This is a genomic window from Paenibacillus sp. FSL K6-1217 (genome assembly GCF_045040735.1).
GTDB lineage: Bacteria > Bacillota > Bacilli > Paenibacillales > Paenibacillaceae > Paenibacillus_AQ.
On sequence record NZ_CP150271.1, the window covers coordinates 3,910,063 to 3,932,163 of the forward strand.

A 22,101-nucleotide genomic window follows, 5' to 3' on the forward strand; every position below is an offset into this window, starting at 1 on the left:
CTATCCTTGAAAGGGGGCAAAGGAATAGCCCCGCCGCTTCGCGCGGCGGGGCCATGTGGGGAGAGAAAGCTGATTAGTCTCGCTGTTACTCAGAAATCCTGCACAAATTACAACATTCCTCTTCATAAACTAACCATTATCAAAAAATGTTGCAGAAAAAGCAGCATTCCTTCTCTTCTAAGCCGCCCAAAGAGAAAATTCCTGCATTTCGTGCAACATTCCTTGGTTATGTCTTGATATGGGCGATCCAGAGATGCATTTGCCTAATTCTTATAGCGACTGGTACCCGACTGAACAATTGTGGAGAAGCTCACATCGAATAACCCAAAATAATATCCCCGTTATCCTCTAACTCCCCAGTATCGATGAATCCCACATCCTTATAGAGCTTGTTGGCCGTTAGATTATGCGGAATATGCGATACCCTGATCTGTGTGCAGTCCTCGCGGGTTCTGAGCATCTTAATGACTTCCTTAATAGCCGAGCGCCCATAACCTTTCCCCTGAAATCTCCCGTCTATCATAAATCTCAGAATCCAATAGTAACCGTCTGTATATCTTTCATTATCGAACAGGACAAATCCAACCATCTCTTCTTCATTAAAAATGCCGTAGGGTACAGAGGTAGGCTCATTTACCGCATGTACCAGTGAGTCTGCATTACTTGCCACCAAGTCCAGCTGCCCGGCACTCACGCTCAATTGGGTACATTCCTGTTCCAGCTCCGGGGTAATCTTATGTAATTGAATATTCATGGTATGATCAACCTCCATTATGTATTGAATCTTCAGGTAAGCCGGAGATTATAGATCCGCTCCCCATCCTGGTTCAAACGCTGCTCGCTGGTAAACCCTAAGTCTTCATACAACTTCTGCGCTACCGAATTCTCTTGTTCTACGGTTAAGGATATTAAGCTGCACATCGGATGAACTTCCTTAATGAACGTAATGATTTCATCCATTGCTTGTTTCCCGTAACCTTTCCGTTGATGCCTGCGGTCAATCTGAAATCCGCCGATCCAGTAATTATCTGAGCTCCCGGGAGTATATGAAAGATAAAAGAAGCCGATAATCTGGTCGTCTATAGACAAAATATACGGATCTAACGCTTCATCCCACGGCTTAATATAAGCATACGCGAGCGATTCCATCACCGAAGGAACGAAGTTCCGCTGCTCCTTACAGACCGAAATCTCTAGAGCTTCCTCCCAATTCCGGGCGTTCACAGGTTGGATAATGATTGGTTCCATATTGTCTCCTTGTAATCAGCAAGTTAGAATAACCCTTATCTTACCACAATTTAGAAGTTATACGCGACATGGTGGGCTTATCTCTGAGTTGCTGCAACTCCAGCTCTGTACATGTATCACTCACTCCTCCACCCCTCTCGCCCTCGCCGCCTCCCCATACTCCTGAATAATCAGGCGGCCGCCGCTGGTCTTCCATTTCTCGACCTCTCCAGCGAAGCCGGCGGCGTCGATGTTGCCGAGAATATAGTTGTACGTGGCGTCTGTGATGATGGCGGTGAGCTCGGCGTTCTTCTCGTCATAGGTGGGCGAGGTGAGTGACACGGTGGGGTCATCGACCAGGAACTGCTCGTTATCCCGGCTGAGCTGGTCGGCCAGGGCGGTGAGCTGCTCCTTCTGTGCGACTTCCTTGATATGCGTATTGCCCACATCGGCGATCATCAAGGAGTTGAGCGGATTGACCTCATACACCCGAAGCTGGGAGGTCTCTTCCGGGAGAATCACTTTGCCGTACACGTCCAGCTTATAGTGGCGGCCTTCGAAGCCGTACGCCATCAGGTTGGCGACATCCTCATCCATCGTGCGGTCGAAGAATCCGAGAACCTGCTTTAGTTCTTGCTCAGTGGCAATGGCTTTGCGGGAAAAGAGATATAAGCCGTTGTACTTGGGGATGGACCATACCCTGTATCCTTGCGGCCCCTTAATCCGGTTAATCAGCGTCAGCTCCGCCTTGGGGTTGATCGCTTTGGCTTCAATCGAGAGCCGCTGCACATCCGTCATGCTCCCGATGAAGATCCCCGCTGTTCCCCGGATGAACTTGTCGCGCTGCACCTCTTTGCTGGTCAGGGCGAAATCCTGGTTGATGTTCTGCTCCTTATACAGCTTGCGCATGAAGTTCATCGTGTCCATATATTCAGGTGTGGCGAATTCCGGGATGAACTGTCCATCTTCGATTTTCCAGTTATTCGGCGTGCCGAAGTAGGAGCTTAACGTCTTGAATACCCCGTACACCAGATCGTTGCGGTCCACCAGTCCAAGGGTATCTGCCTTGCCGTTGCCATCCGGGTCACTCATGGTGAACTGCTTCATCACCTCATACAGCTCCTCCAGCGTTCCCGGCGGACTGAGATGCAGCTTCTCCAGCCAGTCCTTGCGGATAATAATGCCCTGCCGGGAGGCAGGCCTTTCCGTATAGAGGCCATATACCCTTCCGTCCACCGAAGTCTGCCCCAGAATCGCCGCATTCAGCTGACTGAGATTCGGATATTCGTCCAGGTAGGGGCCAATCTCCCAAAAAGCGCCGGAGCGGATCATATTCTTGACCGGATTATAATCGGTGAATTTCACGAACGTCACTTTACCAAGGGACCCGGTGGTCAGTGCGGTATTCATTTTGTCCGTATAGACGCCCTCCGGCACCCAGGTTATATCGAGCTGAGTCCCGGTCAACCGCTCAATCTCGGCGATCAGCTCCCCCGAAGGCGTCTGCGGAAAATGCAGCGGTGCCAGTATCGAAATGGACGGCGGAGCGTCTGCTGAATCGGAACCGGCGGACGGGTCCCCGCTGCAAGCGCTTAACATAATGAACGATAAGAATAGGATGAAGCCTCCTGCAAAAGTGCCCTTCCTGCCCGCTAACCGGTTGAACATTCCATAACCCCCCGAAGCGTAATATGTATATGGATCTATTGCGAAATGTAGGATATTTACAGATGATTAGAGAAAATGATTATTGCGGCACCAGATGATTATTGTTATTATCCTTCGTGATGCATACACTTAAGACAGTGATTATCCTAATTTATGTAAAGGTGCTGAGCCCGGTTGAAACATCTTAGCTTTCTCAGTAAATTAACTATGTTCGCGTTCGCCATCAGCATCCTGCCGGTGCTGTTCATCGGTTCCTTCTCTTATTTCACATCCTCAAGCGAAATTCAAAAAAATGTTAACGAAAGCAAAAAGGAACTCATTTTACAAATTACCTCAAATGTAGAGCATAAGCTGAATACTGTCAACCAAACCTTAAACCAGGTCGTGAACTCTTCGGTGCTGAAGAAGGCGCTGAACAACCCGCTGAATGAAAACGATTTCATTTTATATAATGACATCCGCAATGAGATCCGCAATATGCAGTCCTTCGATACGAGGCTGGAGGATGTCATCCTGCTCAATCAGCGGCAGAACTGGATGATCAAGAATTCCGGGCTCTACCGGCTGAATGAATACCCCAATTACGAGCAGCTCACCAATCTGCTGAATGTGGAAGGCAGCTCCTCCTGGGTGCTGAACCCCTCCTCCCTCTTTTACAGCGAAGAGAGCATTAATGTGACCGGCTGCAAGTACAGCATCAGCCTGATCAAGAAGCTGCCGACGACCAAGCTGCAGAAATACGGCCTGGCCCTGGCGAATATTCCGGCCTGTAGTCTCCAGGACTTCATCAATCCCGATATGCAGCCGCTGGACAACATTATGGTGCTGGATAAAAGCGGACGGATTCTGCTGCACCCGGACCGCAATTTGATCGGAGAGCCTGCCGAAGCGGCCGGATTCACGGGCTTACAGCAGATCAATACTGCCGCCGAACCGTCTGGACAATTCAAGACAAGGCTACATGACGCCGATTACTCTATCACTTATATGCGTTCCCAGCTGAACGGCTGGATCTATCTGTCGGCCACCTCCATCAAGAGTCTGACCCGCGAATCGGGCAAAATCGGCACATACACGGTCTTCGTCTGCACGTTCATGCTGCTTTTGTCTGTGCTGCTGGCCTGGCTGGGCTCCCGGCGCATGTATACACCTATTGAGCGGCTACTCACCCAGATTGGACTGCGCCGTCCAGGTCTGCGGGCAGGGCGCACCGATGAATTCCAGCTCATCGGCGAGCAGGTGCATTCCCTGTTCCAATCGAAGTCACAGCTGGAGAAGGAGGTCAGCCAGCATCTCGGGCAGGTGCGGACCTTCTTCCTGATTCAGGCGTTCGGGGGCAATCTGAGAAGACGCGAGCTGATGGAGGAGCTGGAGCAATACGGGTACGGCAAGCAAGTGGAGGAGTGGAAGACGATGGCGGTCATTACGCTGAGCATCGACTTCTCCGAGGAGAACAGCTATGAGAAAAAGGATCTCAACCTGCTGTTATTCGCCGCGCATAATATGACCCAGGAGCTGGTCTCTGCGCAGCACAGGCTAACCCCTGTGATGATGGGTCATGCCCTGGCGGTCTTAATCGGAAGCGCCGATGAGGACACGGAAGCTTTTCACCGGATGCTCTATGCGCTAACAGAGAAGCTCCAGCAGGAGATTAATCATGTCCTAAAGCTGCAGGTCAGCATTGGACTTAGCCTGCCGTTTCATTCCTTTGACAAAATGTCGATTGCCTACAGGGAAAGCCTGGAAGCCTTGAAGCACCGGATTACCCTGGGCAAAGGCATCATCATCCAATATGAGAATATCAACTCGGGCAAGCATTATCTCAATTTGAACTACCCGACCCATACGGAAAATGACCTGATGGATGCCATCAAGCTGGCGGACAGTGATAAAGCGAAGGAGCTGCTGCATAAGCTGTTTAAGTGTATTTTTGCGCTGGGGCTCTCGCCGCAGGAATATCAGATTCCGCTGACGCGGCTGCTGAACAACACGCTCATTATGATGCAGGAATCGGGCATTACGCTGAACCAGATCTATCATGCGGGCGGGTCCCTGTTCGAGGAGCTGACCGATCTGCACATCGTGGCCGAGATTGAAGACTGGTTCTGGACGATCGTGATCCAGCCGGTCATCGTCATTTTCCACAGCAGGCAGAATGCCCAGTATCATAATATCTCCGAGAAGCTGATCGACATCGTCCAGCATGAATATGACCAGGATCTGACGCTGGAGGAGTGCGCCTCCCGGCTGCATTATAACGCCAACTACATCAGCAGTGTGTTCCGTAAGGAGACGCAGTATTATTTCAGTGATTACCTGATAATGTACCGGTTCAAAATGGCCAAGAAATGGCTGGAGGAGACCGATATGCCCGTGAAGGATATCGCCTCCCGCCTGAGATACAACAATTCACAGAATTTCATCCGTTCCTTCCGCAAGCAGGAGGGGATGACCCCCGGCCAGTACCGGGACAGCTTCCACACGAAGCTTAGAGCGGTCCCGGACGATGAGTAGGCGCAGGCCCTTCAGGCGGGGCCTTGGGCCTCCGCTGCTTTCTTTTTCGGATAAACCATGTAAGAAGTACAGCCAGAATCAGTAAGATACCGCCTGCTGTAAATGCAATATTTTTGATATCCGGTACATAGACCACCAGCCGGATCGGCTCGGAATCCGCAAGGGACACATGCCAGGTTAACGTGTTGCCGTCTTGCTCAGCCGCATTATTGGGCCCGTACAGATCATAGGGAATCGTTAATTTGAAATCGGCAGAGAAGCTGCCCATCAGCAGCCGCACCCAGGATTTGGGCACATTTAAGCTGCCAAGGCCGTCAATAATCTCATCCGTATAGGCATTCAGCTTAGGCTGTACCGACACATCGTATTTGGTATACAGCCACCGGTCCGTCTGTCCCACCTTGGCCTCCACAATATCGAAGCCGCTGCTGCTGTTCTTCAGCTCCTCCATGGAAGCATACGATTTATGAAAGCGATATTCCGTTGATTTGCCGCTCGCCGTCTTATTCAGCTCGATCCCTGCAGCCGCCAGCCGGGGGGTCAGAAGCTCCTCCACCTTGCCGCTGACCAGCTTCTCAGCTCGGGCATCCAGCAACAGACTGAAGGCCAGATCCAGCGAGCCGTCCTTCTTCACGGTCATATGAGCCGTGCCTTGTGCGCAGCCTGTAAGCAGCAGGACCAGCGTGATCATCATTAGTATGGTCTTGATTCCAGTCCCGTTCAATCTGCGTTTCTTCACCCTCTGTCCCTCCATCCGCTTACCCTATAGAGTCAAGCTTATCACATGCCGGGGAGATACAGAAAGCCCCCAGCCTGGCATATCCGGGGCTGGAGGCTTTCGTGCGCATAATATTGTTATTTTTTCAAATGATAAGGAACGGTAGTAATAATGACATTGCGCCGGTACAGCAGATGCGCGCGGAGCAGCAGGCTGGACTGGTTATGCAGGATGTTATGCCAGCCCTTCTTCGGAATGAATTGAGGAACGATGACAGTCACCTGATAATTCGATTCGCTGGCTTTGCGCTGGACGGTATCGATGAATTTGGTCAAAGGATGGATAATGCTGCGGTATGGCGAATACAGCGTCACCAGCCGCACCTCGGGATGGAACTTCTTCCACTTCTCTTCGAAGATGGCGTCATCCTCCCGCTCGAACGGGATATGCACGGCGATAATCTGTTCTGCGCCCAGCGACTTGGCATACCGCAGGGAATTCTCCACCACATGGGTAATGCCGGCCACCGGCAGGATAATGATATTGCCTTCGATTGCCAGCGGCGGCTCCCCGCAGGTGGTTATCCGCAATTGATCGGCGACCGATTCATAATGCTTATAGATGCGGTAGAAGAACAGGATAATCAGCGGCAGGAAGACCAGCACCGGCCACACCTGTGTGAATTTGGTCAGGAAGAACATCATCGTCACAATGAAGCTGATCAGCGCCCCGATTGCATTAATGATCAGCTTGGGCAGCCAGCCCTCCGGCTTGTGCCGGAGCCATTTGACGATCATGCCCGTCTGTGACAGGGTGAACGGGATGAAGACCCCGACCGCATACAGCGGAATCAGATGCTCCGTCCGCCCCTCAAAGGCAATAATCAGGATAATCGACAAGATGCCGAGGCTGAGAATTCCGTTCGAGTATCCCAGCCGGTCTCCGCGTACGGTGAACATCCGGGGAATGAATTTATCCTTCGCCAGATTCACAGCCAGCAGCGGGAAGGCGGAATATCCCGTGTTCGCCGCCAGAACCAGAATTAAGGCTGTCGTGCCCTGGACGACATAATACATGAAGTTGCGGCCAAAAACATGCTCGGCAATATCGGACACCACCGTGACCTGTTCACGCGGGGCAATGCCGTAATAATAGGCCAGGAACACGATCCCTGAGAATAGCAGCGCCAGCAGAATCCCCATCGCCGCCAGGGTCTTGGCCGCATTATTCGGTGCCGGGGCCTTGAAATTGGGAATCGCATTCGATATGGCCTCCACCCCCGTCAGCGCCGAGCTGCCTGAGGAGAACGCCCGCAGCAGCAGGAACAGGCTGATTCCGGCCACCGGTGTTCCCAGTGAAGTATGAAGCTCAGCCGGTACCCTGCCGGTCAGTACGTTGAACACGCCCAGCCCGATCATAATGAACATCGCCAGGACGAACAGATAGACCGGATATGCCAGGAAGGAAGCCGACTCGGTGACCCCGCGCAGATTGAGGGTCGTAATCAGCAGCACGAAGATAATGGCAATGAGCACATTATAAGGATGCAGGCTCGGAAAAGCGGATGTGATCGCATCCGTTCCGGCAGAGACACTCACCGCTACGGTTAGTATATAATCGACGAGCAAGGAGCCGCCGGCAATCAGCCCCGGATATTTGCCCAGATTCTCCTTGGATACCACATAAGCCCCGCCGCCTTGGGGATAGGCAAAGATGATCTGCCTGTAGGATAAGATCAGCGCAAGCAGCAGTACCAGTACTCCGCCTGCAATGGGAATGGAATACCAGAATGCGGCTGTACTGACTGTGATCAGCACCAGCAGAATCTGCTCCGGGCCATACGCCACAGAGGACAAGGCGTCCGAGGACAGAATGGCTAGGGCTTTTGTTTTGTTCAGCTTCTGTTCTCCCAGCTGATCCGACTTTAGCGGCCGTCCGATCAGGAACCTTTTTACCGAAGACATCATCATCGCTCACCGACTTTTTTTAAGTTATATTACCCCTGATGCACGAATATAATCTGGACCTTTAAATGGATACAGACACTAATTTTGCTGCCCGTTCGATACTACATTAATTCTTTTATCACCATCTGTATATATGCAGATCGCCTAGACAAACTGTAAATATTTAAGATCAAATGAATTACGCCGAAAGACACAGCAAAAGGGACCAAGCAGGCTTTCCGCTTCGTCCCTTTTGCTTATTTCAGCTTTTATTGCTATATTCAGCCATTTTCAGGCTTAGAAAGTTCAATAAAAGACAGTCGTCCGTCCCGCAGCAATACACTGCCGCCCTTCGAATAGAAGGTTAGGCCCGAGCAGATTGCTCCGGGGAAGACCAGACTCGTGATGGCGGAGAGGCCGTTATTAGCGAACACCTCCACCGAACACGCATCCAGCAGGATACGCAGGTTCTTCAGGCTGCCGATTCCCCCGGTGCTCTGGAGATCGGGGAATATTTCCGAGAAGCCGGTCTCGCCTGACTGATCTCTGTGCAGGGTTAGAGTGTCTTCAGCAGCAGAGTAGATGAGTTCAGTATACTCGGTAGCTGTATGATGAATAATAAGACCGAACTCTTCCGCTCATTGTCCGCAAGCGGCTTCTGGCGGATCAACAGCCGGCCGTCTGCCGCATTGGAGCCCTGCTCTGCCGGATCAGCCAGTTGGTGCATCCGGCAGAGTTCACCCGCAGCCGCAGAACCGACGGTGCTGCTGCTGAACCAATCTTTACCTGCTGTTTTCATCACAGACACATGAGCGTGGCACGTAATATGATAAGCACACGATCATACGGTTGAAGGAGCAGCTTTTGCATGAAAACGAAACAAGAATTCGATCATCTCATGGCGTTTGCCAAGGATTTGATCAACGAGAATCTCGGCTTTTATTATGATATTAATTATGGTTACTTCCAGCCGGAGACCCACCCGATTGTGGACTTCATACGGCTGATAGGCAGACGGATTCAGAGCCAGCTCATGCTGATGCCCGCGCTCTACGGGGAGGTCGACCAGATGGAGCGGATGTTCTCGGACAACCTGTTCTTTGATGAATGGGCCGAGGTTACGCTGGACGGACGGAGCTTCCACTTCCTGATGCGGCAGATCGACAACAGCAGCAGGATCATTAACCTGGCACGTGATCTGGTCTTCCCCTCCCCCTGGATTCCCCGCAAGCTGCGCGACAGTCTGATCCGCATCGGTGAAGGTACCTTGAACGGAAGCTGGCGGCAGGATAAGGATCATCAGGTTACCCTGTGGCTTCCAATGGGCATCTCGTTCGTAGAAGGCTCAGGACATCATTCCATCACAGCAGGGATCGCCAAGGGTGAAGGGGAGCTCTACCCCACCTCGGTGTATGACATCAGTCTCATCTACGATCACGTATATACCGACGGCAAGTACTACTACAGAACGCATGACCGTTCGATCATCTCCGAGGTTCATTTCGTGGAATGCGCCGCCATCTTTGAGATCGGCCGGATCATGGCGGAGCAAAAGATTATTTTCTGAGGCATACCGTCCGGCCGTCGATATACTGCAATTCGCAGGGAAATTGTGCGGTGAGACACAGGCCAACCTGCTTTCAGCATGAGCAATTTCAAACAGCCGCGAACCTGCCCGGACGGGAAGGTTCGCGGCTTATTCAAGTAGTAGCTCTCTGTACGAGCTGGAATTCAAGCTTCTGCTGCACAGCCGGCGTGCCTTTGAGCCTGCCAAGAATCAGATGCAGGGCACTCTGCGCCTGCGCGGCAATCGGATTATCAATCGAGGTGATTCCCAGCGTGTGGGCCAGCTCTGTATTGTCGAATCCGACAATCGCCAGTTCCTCCGGCACCTTCACCTTCAGTCTGCGGGCCTCGCTCAGTATCCCTGCCGCTACCATATCATTGGCGCAGAGGATAGCGCTCGGGGGATCGCCGGAATTAAGCAGCCCCCGGACCAGCTCTTCGCCATGCCGGATGGAATAGATGCCGGTCTGCGACCATTCGGGGTTTACCGGCAGAGCATATTTGCGGACAACCTCCCGGTACGCCTGTATCCGCCCGGAAGTATTCATACTGGCCGGTCTGCCGAAGGCATTGGCGATCCGCGTATATCCCCTTGCGATGACATGCTCCAGCCCCAGCATATAGCCGTCATATTGATTCATGGCCACACTCTGAATCTCAGGAAGCTGCATCCGCTGCCAGGAGACGATCGGCCCGTATTTGCAATAGGAGCCAAGGAGCGTCTGGTCGTTAACACAGGTGCTGATGACCAGTGCATCGACTCTTTTGCGCCGCATATCCTCGAAGGCTTGCAGCTCCTTGGCCGGATCACCCCCGGAGGTATAGATAATCGTCTGATAACCGTGCAGGCTCGCGGTCTCCACGAAGCTGTTCAGGAACGGCAGCATCACCTCGTTGATCCCCTCGGTCACCATCCCGATCTGCATCGTCTCCCCTCTGGACAGGGAAATGGCATTGCCGTTCGGCACATAATCCAGCTCTTCCATGATCTTCAGGATAATCTCCCGCGTCGCCTGGCTCACATGGGGAGACCGATTCAGCACTCTCGACACCGTAGCTTTGGAGAAGCCTGACAGTTTAGCGATTTGATCCAGATTCGACATGATGACTCTCCTTACATATATTTTCATCTTTTAAATAATACTTGACATGTAACGCGTTACAACAATTAGCATGGAATTATCGGACCTAGCAATAGCTTACCATATCTGAATCCATAACTTACAAAAGGCGGGATAATCCATGAGTACACCATTTCCTGAAGGCTTCCTGTGGGGCGGCGCTGTCGCTGCGAACCAATTGGAAGGCGCATACAACGAGGACGGCAAAGGCCTGTCCACCCAGGACGTAGCTCCGCAAGGAATCAAAGGGCCCATTACCGAGGTACCTACCGAAGATAATATGAAGCTGGTCGGCATCGACTTTTACCACCGGTACAAGGAAGATATTAAGCTTTTTGCCGAAATGGGCTTCAAGGTCTTCCGCACCTCCATCGCCTGGTCCCGGATCTTCCCGAACGGCGACGAGCTGGAGCCTAATGAGCAAGGCCTGCAATTCTACGACGACCTGTTCGATGAATGCCACAAATACGGCATTGAGCCGCTGGTGACCCTCTCCCACTACGAAACTCCGCTGCACCTATCCAAGCAATATGATGGCTGGGTCAATCGGCAATTAGTCGGCTTCTACGAGCGGTATGCCAGAACCGTATTCACGCGTTATAAGGACAAAGTGAAGTATTGGCTGACGTTTAACGAGATTAATTCCATCCTGCATGAACCGTTCATGAGCGGCGGGATCTATACACCGAAGGACAAGCTGAGCAAGCAGGATCTGTATCAGGCGATTCATCACGAGCTGGTAGCAAGTGCTACTGCAGTCAAAATCGGACATGAAATCAACCCGCAGGCCCAGATCGGCTGCATGATCCTCAGTATGCCGACCTATCCGCTGACGCCGAACCCGGACGATGTGATCGCGGCGATGAAGTCGGAGCATATGAACTATTTCTTCGGGGATGTTCATGCAAGAGGCGTGTATCCCGGCTACATGAAACGTTACTTCAGAGAGAACGGCATTGAGATTCACATGGAACCTGGAGATGCCGACATCCTCAAACACACGGTAGACTTCATCTCGTTCAGCTATTATGTGAGCATCTGTGAGACCGGGGACAGCAGTAAACGCACGCAGGAAGGCAACCTGATCGGCGGCGCGCCTAATCCATACCTGAAGGCTTCCGAATGGGGCTGGCAGATTGACCCGCAGGGTCTGCGCTATGTGCTGAATATGTTCTATGACCGTTACCAGAAGCCGCTATTTATTGTGGAAAATGGTCTCGGAGCCAAGGATGAGCTGATTACCGGAGAAGACGGAGTGCCGACCGTTAATGACGACTACCGGATTGAGTACCTGAATGACCATCTGGTACAGGTGGGTGAAGCTATCGAGGACGGCGTTGAACTCATGGGCTACACCTCCTGGGGCTGCATTGACCTGGTCAGCGCCTCCACTGCACAGCTCAGCAAACGCTACGGCTTCATCTACGTGGACCGCCACGACGACAACACCGGCACCCTGGAGCGCTACCGCAAGAAATCCTTCCACTGGTACAAGGAAGTTATTGCTACCAACGGGCAGAGCTTGCGGCTCTCAGGCGAATAGAATAGCCAGACCATACAGGGTTGTCCCGAAAAGCCTTAAAAAGGCTGATTGGGACAGCCTTTTTAAATTGTAGGATTGGTAGCGACAGCGGCCCATTCCGCCGGTCTTTGCCTGCCCCTCCCCCCGATAACTGAAGATATCAATTTCAGTTGAATACGCCATTAACAAAAAGCGGGAAGGAGCGGAGGGGAAATTTGGAACTGTAGGAGCGATAGCGTCCGCCTTTGTATACTGATTTCAACCGCAAACAGCGGCTTGAATCAAGAAATCTGTATACAACAGCGGCCGAAAGTCCAAATGTTCACCGCAGCGACGAGTATAAACTTTGCGTTACCGTTCCTGGCACTTCATTTCATATTCCATCTCATATTCCATCTCATATTCCACCTCTTATTTATATCTTCAGTTATCCCCCTTTACCATTTTGAAACTATTTGCCCGAAAGGTTGGGATATACTAGCCACAGATGAATCATAAGGAGCGTAACTGGAATGAACAAATATACCTTCGGCCTGACCAGCCTTCTATTCTTAAGCCTGATGGCCTCCGGCTGTGGCACCATGAAGACGCCCAGCGATCTGCTTCAGGCCCCGTCACAGGGGAGCAGCGACGGCAATCTAACCGGAATCGTCAAATCCTTTTTACCGGCCAATGCGCACTTAACTGTACCGATCCGCTCGGAATCCGGGAGTGCGATTCAGTTACAGGATCTGGATAAGGACGGGCAGGAGGAGCTCCTGGCCTTCTACAAGACAGACAAAACCGATTACGAGATTAACACCCTGCTCCTCTCGCAGCAGGACGGCAAGTGGACCAAGCTGGCTAACCTCACAGGGGTGGGCAGCGAATTGAATGAAGTGTCTTTCACTGATGTTAACGGTGACGGAGCGGAGGAGCTGCTGCTTGGATACGGCGGCGGGGAGGGTTTAAGCAAAGAGCTGGCGGTCTATAGCCTGAGCGGCGGCAAGCTGACAGAGCTGCTTAAGCAGCCTTACGACGAGCTGGTTCTTGGCGACCTGACCAGAAGCGGCCATACCGACATTGCCCTACTTCAAAGTACCTACACCACAGATAACATACGCGAGACCCATCTCCTGTTGCTCCGGCTCAAAGATGGTAAGCTGCAGACCTTATCCGACCAGAAGCTGGACGGCAATGTGCTCGAAGCCCAGTTCGGCAAGGTGTCCCCTGACCAGAGTGCAATCGTCATTGACGCCGCCGTTGGCGCACACGCTTCCTATACTTCACTGCTGACATGGGAAAATGACAGGTTTACTGATATACTGGCAACAGATGATTATCAGCATAACGCGCTCGCTGCAAGCAAGGATCTGGTGTTGACTCCGCCGGCTGTCGCTCCTGACCTGCTTGGCAGCAGTAGTATTGCCGTTAAGGACTACCCGCAGTCCAGCCTGGATGTGAACAAAGACGGAATCATAGAATTCAGCTTCCTGGTACCGCCTGCCGGTACGGAGGGTATGGCACCGCTGGCCACCCCATTCATCACCAAATATTATCAATGGGACGGACAGTCCGGCCTGACCTTCGTGCAGGAGCAGTTCGACCGCTGGGGCTTCAACTTCCGTATCCCCAAGTCTTGGGCCGGCCAGACCTTGCTTGAGGTTCCGGGAGAATCACCTGTGCCGTGGGAGAAGCTCCAGTTCAGCTACAAGAAGGCCGGTTCTGATGTGAAGGCTCCGCTGCTGGAGCTTCGCCTGCTGACGAAGAAAGCCTGGGCTGCCGCTGAGACCCAGCTGAAGGCTGAGAATAGAGAGTATAAGCTGCTGTATGAGCAGGGGATCTCCAACAATGACACAGAGCCGACCCTGTTCATTGCCGTAATGCCTGCACCGGATGCCGCTGCCAAGCTGAAGGAGTCTGACCTGCAGAATTATAATCAGCTCAAGCTGACACTGGATGAAGTCGTTCAGCTCGCCGGCACACCGCAAATGCCCCGGCAATAAGAAGGAGAATTGTCCATGAAAGTGCTGATACTGGAAGATGAGAAGCCTATCCGTGATCTGCTGTGCATTAACCTGAAGCGGGCAGGCTTCGAGATCGCGGAGACTTCTACCGGCGAAGAGGCGCTGAGCATTGCCAGGGAGCAGAGGGACTTCGACATCGCAATTCTTGACCTGATGCTGCCCGGACTCAGCGGGTTCGAGGTGTGTACCCTTCTGCGTGCACAGTTCCCCCGGCTGGGAATCATTATGCTCACGGCCAAAAGCCAGGAAATCGACAAGGTCATGGGCCTGGAATCCGGCGCAGACGACTACGTAGTCAAGCCCTTCAGTCCGGTAGAGCTGGTTGCCCGGGTGCGCTCGCTCTACCGCCGGATGTATCCGGGTGAGGCGCTGCCGCAGGAGAACCTTATTGAGCTTCCGCCTTTTACTCTGATGCTGGATGAACGGAAATTATTGAAGGACGGGCAGGATATCCCGCTGACCCCTACCGAGTTTATGATCGTCAAGCTGCTGATGGAGCAGCCGAACAAGGCGATGAACCGGGACGATATGCTGACCGCCGTATGGGGGCAGTACTTCATGGGTGATCTTAAAATTGTAGATGTGAATATCAGCCGAATCCGCCAGAAGATCGGACAGGAGTCCTCCGGGCCGCAGTTCCTTGAGACGGTGTGGGGATTCGGATATATTTGGAGGGGCTAATCGTGCTGAAGGGAATCAGGTCCAGACTTATCGTCTATATTACCCTTATGCTGCTCCTGATCGTGCTGCTGCTGGAGGGGGTGTTCATCGCCGCCGTCCACTATTATTATCTGGGCAGCGCGATGGAGACATTGAATACAAGGGCCACGACTTCAGCGACCTTTTTCAATAAGTATCTGGAGAGCTATAGCTTGAATGAGCGGGCGCGTTATATTCTGGAGAATCTTTCCCCTGAGGAGAGCAGTAAGGTGGAAGTGCTGAGTCCGGCCGGGCAGGTGGTCATTAATTCCTTCGGCTTCTCCAGTACAGAGCAGGTGAATACCCCCGATGTCAGAGCTGCCCTGACCAGCGGTAAAGGAAGCTTTCAGAGCATCAAGCCGGTGAACGGGGAACGGATTATGGCGGTCTCTATTGCACTGAAGGAATCAGGGAGCACGATCGGCTTGCTGCGCTACTCGGTTTCGGCAGAGCCTCTATATAACGTTATTCTCAAAATCGCGCTGAATGCAGCCATCGTCGGGCTGCTCGTCATTGGCTTCGGCTTCATACTCAGCCTTATTATCGCCAAACGGATCGTAGGGCCGATCCAACAACTGACCGGGGTCGCCAAGGAAATGGCCACCGGTAATTTTGCCGTCCGGGCAGAGAGACGCTATGACGATGAAGTCGGCACCCTGGCGGTAACACTGAATTATATGTCGGAAGAGATCCTCAAGAGCGAGAAGCTCAAATATGATTTCATCTCCTCCGTCACCCATGAGTTGCGTACCCCGCTGACCTCTATCAAAGGCTGGGGAGAGACGCTGCTGGTCGGTGATTTGTCGGATAAGCGGGAGACCCTGCAAGGTCTTGAGGTCATGACCGGGGAGACAGACCGGCTGATCGGTCTGGTCGAGGATCTCCTCGACTTCTCCAAATTTCAGGCCGGAGAGATCCGCATTGTCCGCCAGCCCTATGATCTCAGAGGCCTGCTGGAAGATCTGCTGCTGCAGTTCAGATACCGGGGGCAGACGAAGCAGATCCGTCTCTATGCCGACCTTCCCGATCAGCCGCTGCCGGTGGACGGTGATTTTAACCGGTTGAAGCAGGTGTTTGTCAATGTGCTGGATAACGCCTTCAAGTTCACCCCTGCGGAGGGGGAGGTCCGCCTTACAGCCGTGCTGGAAGGCGAACGGATACTCGTCACAGTCGCTGACAACGGCGAGGGTATTGAAGCCGCTGATCTGGCGCAGCTCGGCACCAAATTCTTCAAGGGACGGTCCCGCCAGTCCGGCAGCGGTCTGGGCCTGGCCATCTGCAAAGAGATCATTGAGCTGCATGACGGGCGTCTGCGGGTCGAGAGTGAATTCACCGTAGGCACCTCAGTTATCGTAGAACTGCCCCGTTACCAGGTGGAGCAGCATCTGCCGCCGCCGTCAATGTAATCCCTGCTGGCGCCGTGGCTCTTACACGCTACAATTCTTCCTGAGCCTGTCCTTCTTCTCCGGCCACCTCAATGACCGGCTGCGTCTGAATCTGCACATTCCCGGCCACGGCTCTGGAGATCATACAGGAGGCTTCAGCCTTATGTGCCAGCCGCTCTGCCGTCTTCAGCTGCCCCGGTGCCGCATCGGCCTGAAGTACAATTCTCGGTCTATGCACGATCCGTTCGTACGTGAACACGTTATTCGTCACATCTACTGTCGCTTCAGACGCCAGAGTCAGCTGCGCCGGGACAATCTCCGAACGCTCCAGCATTGCGGCCAGCGTGATCAGATAACAGGTCGCCGCTGCGCCCAGCAGCATTTCATCAGGGTTCGTGCCGGTTCCCGGTCCGCCCATCTCCTGCGGAATTGAGATGACCGTCCGCAGCCCGCCTGCATCGATATGCCCCTCGCTGTTCCGCCCTCCATTCCATACCGCCTTCAGGTGAAAAGGATGCTTCATCTCACTCCGTCCTTTCTTTTCTTCATATCAAATAAGTGCTCTTGTCTTGTGTCACTCCCGGAGCTAAATACGCCCGATCCGTCTGGTCTCCAGCCGCTGGTCTGCCTGCCTATACACATGGCAAGTCATCTCCGTCAGATTCACCAGCCCAAGCGACCTTTCTTCAAGTATCGGGTAGGTATTAGACCCCAGATCGCAGTTCATCCTGGCGCCGTCACCATAGATCCGTTCAACCGGCGTATGCCCATGAATCACCGGCCTGCCCTTCGTTAAAGCAAGCAGCGCTTCACGCGGCTGGCAGTAGAATTCATATTCTGTCATCCATAGAATCTCCCGGCCCTGCTCCTTCAGAGGCTGCTCTGTGTATAGTCCAGCATGTGTATATACATATCCATCATCCTCGAAGTACATTGGCAAGGAATAAGCCCACTCCATCAGTTCCTGCCGTTGATCCGGGTCGGGATAAGCCTGCTTCAGGCTCGCCAGCGTCTCACGCCCGCCATGGCTAAGCCAAAGCTTGTCGCCGCTTATTATATAATCCCCCATCATTTCTTCATGATTGCCAATCAGCGCATGGACCTGGCCCGGATGCCGCTCTGTAAGCTGCTTAAGGTAACCAAGCACTCCAGCTGAGTCCTTGCCACGGTCGATCATATCTCCGCCGATGACCAGCTGGTCTTTTCCCCAGTCCAATTCAGACTGCCGGAGCAGCAGCTCCAGCCCTTTTTGATCCCCATGGATGTCCGTTATGAAGAATTTGCGCATGAACTCCCTCCTTAACGGTTAATCTCAGCTTCCTCACATTCTTAGGCTGAAGCTGTCCCTCCCCAATAACAATAACCGCAGGCTCCTTAATCAGCCGCTCCAAAGCATTTCACCGTCATTGTAAGCATCACAGTAGAGGCGCCCGGCAGATCCCCGCATGAATGCCTAAGCTGTTGTAATGCTGTTTGATGTTAATTAGGGCATGGCCGCTGAATACCTCAGATACCTTCTCTTCGAGCGGACCAGCCTCCACCGGCTCCTGCTGCAGCAACCGGCTGACCGCTTCCCTGATCTCCTGCGGATAGATGTTTCCGGCAACACTTGATAGGCCGTTACATTTGCCAGTAGCCATACGCTCCACAACATTCACATCTCCCGCAGCAAAGAGGATGAAATCCTCCGGGTAAGAGACCCCAAGATGCCGCTCTAAATCGCCCGTTTCTTTGTAGCCGACAATATTCGGGTGGCGTTGGATTAACGTGTACAGCGACTCCGGGGTCAGATCGAATCCGGTCCGCCCCGGGTTATTATACAACGCCACCGGCTTGGCCGTATGACTAAGCAGTTCCTCCACATAAGCGATTGCCTGCTGTTGCGTAGGCCGGATGTATGGCGGGAAGCCAATCATAATGGCATCTATCACCGATGTCTCCAGCGCCTGAACCAGCGTTACCGCGTCCCGGGTTCTGATGGCAGAAGCCCCGAACACCAGCTCTATCCCCTGGAAGCGCTGCTGATTGAAGTACTCAATGATCTCCAGTCTCTCTCCGATACTCATCGAATGCTGCTCACCTGTGCTACCTGAGATAAGCAGCGATTCGATGCCGTTCTGCTTCTGGTAGGCGACAATGGCTTCGAATCCTTCTACATTCAGACCTTCATCACTGTGAAAAGGCGTAGGAATCGCAACATTTAGTCTTTTCATATTACACTCCTTACTGTTAGTACCCGTACTAAGAAGCCCAATCTCCTTCTACTTGTTCCACTTGTTAGAATAGACCTCGCATCTTCTATCTCCAATGTAACAAAAAATCCTGATGAATCAAGAAATACTTGATCATCAGGACAGATTCAGTTCTATAACCACATGTTCTATAACCACACGGCTTCCTGCTTATTTAGCCTTACCGGCAGGCTCATAGATCAGACAACGCAGCTGCTTACTCGGATAGCGTAATTCCGCATTATATTTGCTGCCGTCTTCCAGTAACACATCCACGGCTACCATTGCGCGTTTATTGTTTACTTCGGTGCCCGTCACATAAGCTTTGACTATCTTTCTTTTCTCCCCCTGCTTGTCCTTCACAATCCGGGTAGCTTCCTTGATCCAGCTGTCATCCTTCTTCATGGCAGCCGCTGCTGCCGCATCGATAGGGGTTCTTTTTATCACAGAGTTAAAGGCTGTCGTATCTACTACCACCCCGGTGTCCGGATTGACCTGCACACTATATTGCCAGAACTCCTGGCCTTGTCCAAGCAGAGTGGACGACTTATAAGGAATGTAGCCAACCGACCAGAATGAAGGTATACCATAGCCCGGCTCCACCAGCATTACATTCGTCTTCAACTTGGAGACATCCGCATCGAACAGCTTGCGCACACTTTCAGCTGCCCGTGTCTGTATTTCAGCCTTACTGAATTTCTCCGGTACGGCAACGACAGGAGCAGTAATATTACGTTTGGATGCCACAAGATTAAGCCGGTAGCGCCAGTCAATCATTTGCAGCAGCTCTTCATCCGTCCAGGTGCGCTCCGGTTGATGGTACGTATTGGTCTTCAGATCCAGGTACACTTCTCCTTGACCCGCCTGTAGCGGCAAAAGCTTCTTGGGGCGTACACCATCATACACATACTGATCTTCAAGCACCTGTCTGCGTTTAACCTCCGCATCGGTCATTTCCCTGCCTGAAGTGTTCGGATCGCCCGGCAGCTCCAGATAGTCGTAGATTTGCTGGATCTGTTCCTCAGTCATCTGCTCCAGCAGCAGATCATCATTCACGGTAGATACCGGGACCGGGGCCTCCACTTTCAATACAGGAACAGTACTTCCTTCCGGACTTAACTTCGCATTGACCTGAGTTGCCGTGCTGCTCTTGGCGAAGACAGCAGAGTCTGCCAGACTGGGGACGACGAACCCGCTGACTGCGAGTATCCCTCCTGAGAATGCGATGACAGCCAAAGTAGCGGACAGTTTGCTTTTGTTCAATAGTATTACCTCCATCGGAATTCAGGATATTAACGCCTATCCATAGCTTAATCCCGGGATGTTATAGAGTAGGGTCGCAGTTGTTAGGAAGTTGTAAATTACCCCACAACGTATACATTCTTATCTTTTAAAAAAAGCCGGATGCTCGTCCCCTCCCCGGGGACCGATTGCAGCTCCACTCTGGCCTGATGCGCTTCGGCAATCTGGCAGCAGAGAGAGAGACCGAGACCTGCATTGCCATAGGCCCGCGAACGTGACGGATCTGCACGGTAGAAAGGCTCGAATGCCCGCCTGCTCTGTTCTTCTGTCATCCCGTTCCCGCAGTCCTTAACCTCAAGTACCATTTCCTCGTCCTGCTGATAGGCCAGCATGTAGATCGTATGCCCTGGAGGCGATGGCGGAATCGCATTCTCGATCAGATTCACCAGAAAGGCTGCCAGAAGATCGGCATCTCCCCATACAGCGGGTATGGAGCTGTCCACCTGAAGCAGTAATCCGTTATCTGTTAACCTCTGCCGCTCGGTCTGCGCTACGGTTTCGAACAACGTACCAACGTCCACCTCTGCCAGCCTTAGCGGCTGATGCCGCAGAACGGACAGATCAAGCAGCTTGAAGGCCAGATTCTTCAGCCGCACTGTCTCACTCAAAATGTAATGACCAGCCTTAATCTGATCCTCCTGGCCAATATTAGCCGAAGTAAGCAGCTCCGCGAATCCTTGCATACTGGTTAGCGGTGTCCGCAGCTCATGAGCCAGATTATCGACCATCCGCTGTTTATCCTCAGCCATGTCCTCAAGATCGCTCATACGCTGCTCTATCACCGAAGCCATGCGGTTGAAGTTGAAGGCCAGCTCCCCGAACTCATCCCTGCTGTTCAGCTCCACACGCTTGGAATAATCGCCTTCGGCAATCGTCTTGGTCGTCTCGGACAACAGCTTGAGGGGCCTGGTCAGATGCCGGATCAGAAGATAGAGCAGCACCACGAGGAGCGGACCGACAATCCAGTTAATCATCACGAAAAAGTGGTTAAGCTCCTGCTTCTGGGCGTACAGCCCGCTGATATCGCGCTTGTACGCCAGCTCCAGATGCTGATAAGGAGCAGGGAGCGGCATCGCTAACGTCATGATATGTTCTTCCGGCGCCGCACGCTGCTCTTCCGAATTTCTCCCGTCCTGAACGGGATAGAGCAGCAGTCCATTCTCCCGCAGCTCCAGCTCTATTCCTTGTTTGCGATAATGCTCACCATAGGATTTAGCTACGCTGACCAGCAGTGCCGGGTTGAGGGACACACCTCTGGCCTGAATCGAATCCATATTCTCATAGATATTATTCGTAATAAGCAGTTGCTCGCTGGCCGCGCGTTTGCGCTCACTGGCCATGTTCAGCTGCCAGCTTTTTTTCATCACCATCACGACACTTACATCAAGAGCTGCTATGAACAGCACCAGAACCGCCAGAAGAATCTTATGCCAGAATTTCATGGCTAGACCTGAACTTCCAGGCGGTAGCCCAGCTTGAATACCGTTTTGATTCGTTCTTCCCAGCCCAGCTTTTTGCGCAGCTGCCGGATATGTACATCCACCGTGCGGGTATCGCCCGCGTAATCATAACCCCAGGCCAATTCCAGCAGCTTCTCTCTGGAGAGGGCAATATTGCGGTTGCGGATCAGCACCTCCAGCAGCTCGAATTCTCTGGCCGTCAACTCAACCGGAAGCTGGCCGACCCGGACCTGGCGCTCCGTGAACCGGACCTCCACATCGTCACACGTAAAGACAGACGCCGCCTGTTCATTCCTCCGCAGGACGACATTAATCCGGGCCAGCAGCTCCAGGATCTCAAAAGGCTTAATAATATAATCATCAGCCCCCAGCTCGAAGCCCCTGATCCGGTCAGAGAGTGCACCCCGGGCCGTAATCAGAATCACCGGAATCCGCAATGGAGCAATCTGCTCCATCACCCCGAACCCGTCCAGACCGGGAAGCATGACATCCAGCAAGACCAGATCCGCACGTTCCTTCTCTAGCATGTCCGCTACCTCCGAACCGGTATAGGCTTTGGCATACGTATGTCCCACCAGCTTAAGGTTCATCGTTATTAAATCATTAATCGCCTGTTCATCCTCAACAACAAGTATATGAGCCATCTATCGAATATCCTCCTAACTCTGTAGCCACAGGGTACCCGTTCATAGGTAACCTAATCTTAATCATACCAGATTCCAGAGCATACATAACC

The 22,101-nt window shown here is 52.6% G+C and carries 20 protein-coding genes; 6 read left to right on the forward strand and 14 right to left on the reverse strand.

Annotation, left to right across the window (positions count from 1 at the left end; all coding sequences use genetic code 11):
- Positions 1-310 precede the first annotated feature (310 nt).
- From MHH28_RS17155 to MHH28_RS17165, 3 genes are all read right to left on the reverse strand, one after another.
- Positions 311-754, reverse strand: a complete 444-nt coding sequence (locus MHH28_RS17155) for a GNAT family N-acetyltransferase (protein ID WP_405104275.1) — start codon at positions 752-754, stop codon at positions 311-313.
- Between the two features lie 32 nt (positions 755-786).
- Positions 787-1,248, reverse strand: a complete 462-nt coding sequence (locus MHH28_RS17160; RefSeq protein ID WP_405104276.1) for a GNAT family N-acetyltransferase — start codon at positions 1,246-1,248, stop codon at positions 787-789.
- Between the two features lie 120 nt (positions 1,249-1,368).
- Positions 1,369-2,895, reverse strand: a complete 1,527-nt coding sequence (locus tag MHH28_RS17165) for an extracellular solute-binding protein (protein WP_405104277.1) — start codon at positions 2,893-2,895, stop codon at positions 1,369-1,371.
- 174 nt (positions 2,896-3,069) lie between these two features.
- Between MHH28_RS17165 and MHH28_RS17170 the strand changes: the two genes are divergently transcribed.
- Entirely contained in the window at positions 3,070-5,409 is a 2,340-nt protein-coding gene (locus MHH28_RS17170; protein ID WP_405104278.1) for an AraC family transcriptional regulator, read from the forward strand.
- On the opposite strand, the gene MHH28_RS17175 is transcribed toward MHH28_RS17170, so the two are convergent.
- The 4 genes from MHH28_RS17175 to MHH28_RS17190 all read right to left on the reverse strand — a co-directional run bounded on the left by MHH28_RS17175 (position 5,384) and on the right by MHH28_RS17190 (position 8,875).
- Positions 5,384-6,148, reverse strand: a complete 765-nt coding sequence (locus MHH28_RS17175; RefSeq protein ID WP_405104279.1) for an LPXTG cell wall anchor domain-containing protein — start codon at positions 6,146-6,148, stop codon at positions 5,384-5,386. The two genes, MHH28_RS17170 and MHH28_RS17175, sit on opposite strands and share 26 nt — an antisense overlap.
- Before the next feature lie 116 nt (positions 6,149-6,264).
- Entirely contained in the window at positions 6,265-8,094 is a 1,830-nt protein-coding gene (locus tag MHH28_RS17180) for an APC family permease (protein WP_405117149.1), read from the reverse strand.
- Between the two features lie 260 nt (positions 8,095-8,354).
- Complete coding sequence (locus tag MHH28_RS17185; protein ID WP_405117150.1) at positions 8,355-8,693, reverse strand: GH32 C-terminal domain-containing protein; 339 nt, start codon at positions 8,691-8,693, stop codon at positions 8,355-8,357.
- Complete coding sequence (locus MHH28_RS17190) at positions 8,630-8,875, reverse strand: hypothetical protein (protein WP_405104280.1); 246 nt, start codon at positions 8,873-8,875, stop codon at positions 8,630-8,632. The genes MHH28_RS17185 and MHH28_RS17190 overlap by 64 nt, the downstream gene beginning before the upstream one ends.
- Before the next feature lie 66 nt (positions 8,876-8,941).
- Here MHH28_RS17190 and MHH28_RS17195 point away from each other — a divergent pair, with 66 nt between their 5' ends.
- Positions 8,942-9,640 carry a DUF6710 family protein gene (locus MHH28_RS17195; protein ID WP_405104281.1) on the forward strand — a complete coding sequence of 233 codons (699 nt, stop codon included), beginning with the start codon at positions 8,942-8,944 and terminating at the stop codon, positions 9,638-9,640.
- Between the two features lie 133 nt (positions 9,641-9,773).
- Here MHH28_RS17195 and MHH28_RS17200 read toward each other — a convergent pair whose 3' ends face one another.
- A complete protein-coding gene (locus MHH28_RS17200) occupies positions 9,774-10,742 on the reverse strand; it encodes a LacI family DNA-binding transcriptional regulator (RefSeq protein ID WP_405104282.1) in 969 nt (322 codons plus the stop codon).
- Between the two features lie 139 nt (positions 10,743-10,881).
- On the opposite strand from MHH28_RS17200, the gene MHH28_RS17205 reads away from it, so the two are divergent.
- The 4 genes from MHH28_RS17205 (at position 10,882) to MHH28_RS17220 (ending at position 16,393) form a co-directional block, all read left to right on the forward strand.
- Positions 10,882-12,303, forward strand: a complete 1,422-nt coding sequence (locus MHH28_RS17205; RefSeq protein WP_405104283.1) for a glycoside hydrolase family 1 protein — start codon at positions 10,882-10,884, stop codon at positions 12,301-12,303.
- A 491-nt stretch (positions 12,304-12,794) separates the two neighbouring features.
- Positions 12,795-14,267, forward strand: a complete 1,473-nt coding sequence (locus MHH28_RS17210; RefSeq protein WP_405104284.1) for an FG-GAP repeat domain-containing protein — start codon at positions 12,795-12,797, stop codon at positions 14,265-14,267.
- A gap of 15 nt (positions 14,268-14,282) precedes the next feature.
- Positions 14,283-14,969: a response regulator transcription factor gene (locus MHH28_RS17215; protein ID WP_405104285.1), complete on the forward strand. Its 687-nt coding sequence runs from the start codon at positions 14,283-14,285 to the stop codon at positions 14,967-14,969.
- 2 nt (positions 14,970-14,971) lie between these two features.
- Positions 14,972-16,393, forward strand: coding sequence for a sensor histidine kinase (locus tag MHH28_RS17220; RefSeq protein ID WP_405104286.1), 1,422 nt, complete (start codon positions 14,972-14,974; stop codon positions 16,391-16,393).
- A 28-nt stretch (positions 16,394-16,421) separates the two neighbouring features.
- Here MHH28_RS17220 and MHH28_RS17225 read toward each other — a convergent pair whose 3' ends face one another.
- The 6 genes from MHH28_RS17225 to MHH28_RS17250 all read right to left on the reverse strand — a co-directional run bounded on the left by MHH28_RS17225 (position 16,422) and on the right by MHH28_RS17250 (position 22,009).
- Positions 16,422-16,895, reverse strand: coding sequence for an OsmC family protein (locus MHH28_RS17225; RefSeq protein WP_405104287.1), 474 nt, complete (start codon positions 16,893-16,895; stop codon positions 16,422-16,424).
- A gap of 63 nt (positions 16,896-16,958) precedes the next feature.
- A complete protein-coding gene (locus MHH28_RS17230) occupies positions 16,959-17,660 on the reverse strand; it encodes a metallophosphoesterase (RefSeq protein ID WP_405104288.1) in 702 nt (233 codons plus the stop codon).
- A 127-nt stretch (positions 17,661-17,787) separates the two neighbouring features.
- Positions 17,788-18,585 carry a dihydrodipicolinate synthase family protein gene (locus tag MHH28_RS17235; protein ID WP_405104289.1) on the reverse strand — a complete coding sequence of 266 codons (798 nt, stop codon included), beginning with the start codon at positions 18,583-18,585 and terminating at the stop codon, positions 17,788-17,790.
- Between the two features lie 189 nt (positions 18,586-18,774).
- The gene (locus MHH28_RS17240; RefSeq protein WP_405104290.1) at positions 18,775-19,866 is read right to left on the reverse strand and encodes a hypothetical protein; all 1,092 of its coding nucleotides are present in this window, start codon (positions 19,864-19,866) and stop codon (positions 18,775-18,777) included.
- Between the two features lie 98 nt (positions 19,867-19,964).
- On the reverse strand, positions 19,965-21,347 hold the full coding sequence (locus tag MHH28_RS17245) for an ATP-binding protein (RefSeq protein ID WP_405104291.1): 1,383 nt from the start codon (positions 21,345-21,347) through the stop codon (positions 19,965-19,967).
- A 2-nt stretch (positions 21,348-21,349) separates the two neighbouring features.
- Positions 21,350-22,009, reverse strand: a complete 660-nt coding sequence (locus tag MHH28_RS17250; RefSeq protein ID WP_405104292.1) for a response regulator transcription factor — start codon at positions 22,007-22,009, stop codon at positions 21,350-21,352.
- Positions 22,010-22,101 lie beyond the last annotated feature (92 nt).

What these genes read in the sequence shown, in the direction of transcription:
- MHH28_RS17235 (WP_405104289.1), bottom strand. Translation starts at nt 18,585, where the DNA reads ATGAAAAGACTAAATGTTGCGATTCCTACGCCTTTTCACAGTGATGAA.
- MHH28_RS17165 (WP_405104277.1), bottom strand. Translation starts at nt 2,895, where the DNA reads ATGTTCAACCGGTTAGCGGGCAGGAAGGGCACTTTTGCAGGAGGCTTC.
- MHH28_RS17160 (WP_405104276.1), bottom strand. Translation starts at nt 1,248, where the DNA reads ATGGAACCAATCATTATCCAACCTGTGAACGCCCGGAATTGGGAGGAA.
- MHH28_RS17180 (WP_405117149.1), bottom strand. Translation starts at nt 8,094, where the DNA reads ATGATGTCTTCGGTAAAAAGGTTCCTGATCGGACGGCCGCTAAAGTCG.
- MHH28_RS17200 (WP_405104282.1), bottom strand. Translation starts at nt 10,742, where the DNA reads ATGTCGAATCTGGATCAAATCGCTAAACTGTCAGGCTTCTCCAAAGCT.
- MHH28_RS17230 (WP_405104288.1), bottom strand. Translation starts at nt 17,660, where the DNA reads ATGCGCAAATTCTTCATAACGGACATCCATGGGGATCAAAAAGGGCTG.
- MHH28_RS17250 (WP_405104292.1), bottom strand. Translation starts at nt 22,009, where the DNA reads ATGGCTCATATACTTGTTGTTGAGGATGAACAGGCGATTAATGATTTA.
- MHH28_RS17210 (WP_405104284.1), top strand. Translation starts at nt 12,795, where the DNA reads ATGAACAAATATACCTTCGGCCTGACCAGCCTTCTATTCTTAAGCCTG.
- MHH28_RS17245 (WP_405104291.1), bottom strand. Translation starts at nt 21,347, where the DNA reads ATGAAATTCTGGCATAAGATTCTTCTGGCGGTTCTGGTGCTGTTCATA.
- MHH28_RS17225 (WP_405104287.1), bottom strand. Translation starts at nt 16,895, where the DNA reads ATGAAGCATCCTTTTCACCTGAAGGCGGTATGGAATGGAGGGCGGAAC.
- MHH28_RS17215 (WP_405104285.1), top strand. Translation starts at nt 14,283, where the DNA reads ATGAAAGTGCTGATACTGGAAGATGAGAAGCCTATCCGTGATCTGCTG.
- MHH28_RS17195 (WP_405104281.1), top strand. Translation starts at nt 8,942, where the DNA reads ATGAAAACGAAACAAGAATTCGATCATCTCATGGCGTTTGCCAAGGAT.
- MHH28_RS17205 (WP_405104283.1), top strand. Translation starts at nt 10,882, where the DNA reads ATGAGTACACCATTTCCTGAAGGCTTCCTGTGGGGCGGCGCTGTCGCT.
- MHH28_RS17155 (WP_405104275.1), bottom strand. Translation starts at nt 754, where the DNA reads ATGAATATTCAATTACATAAGATTACCCCGGAGCTGGAACAGGAATGT.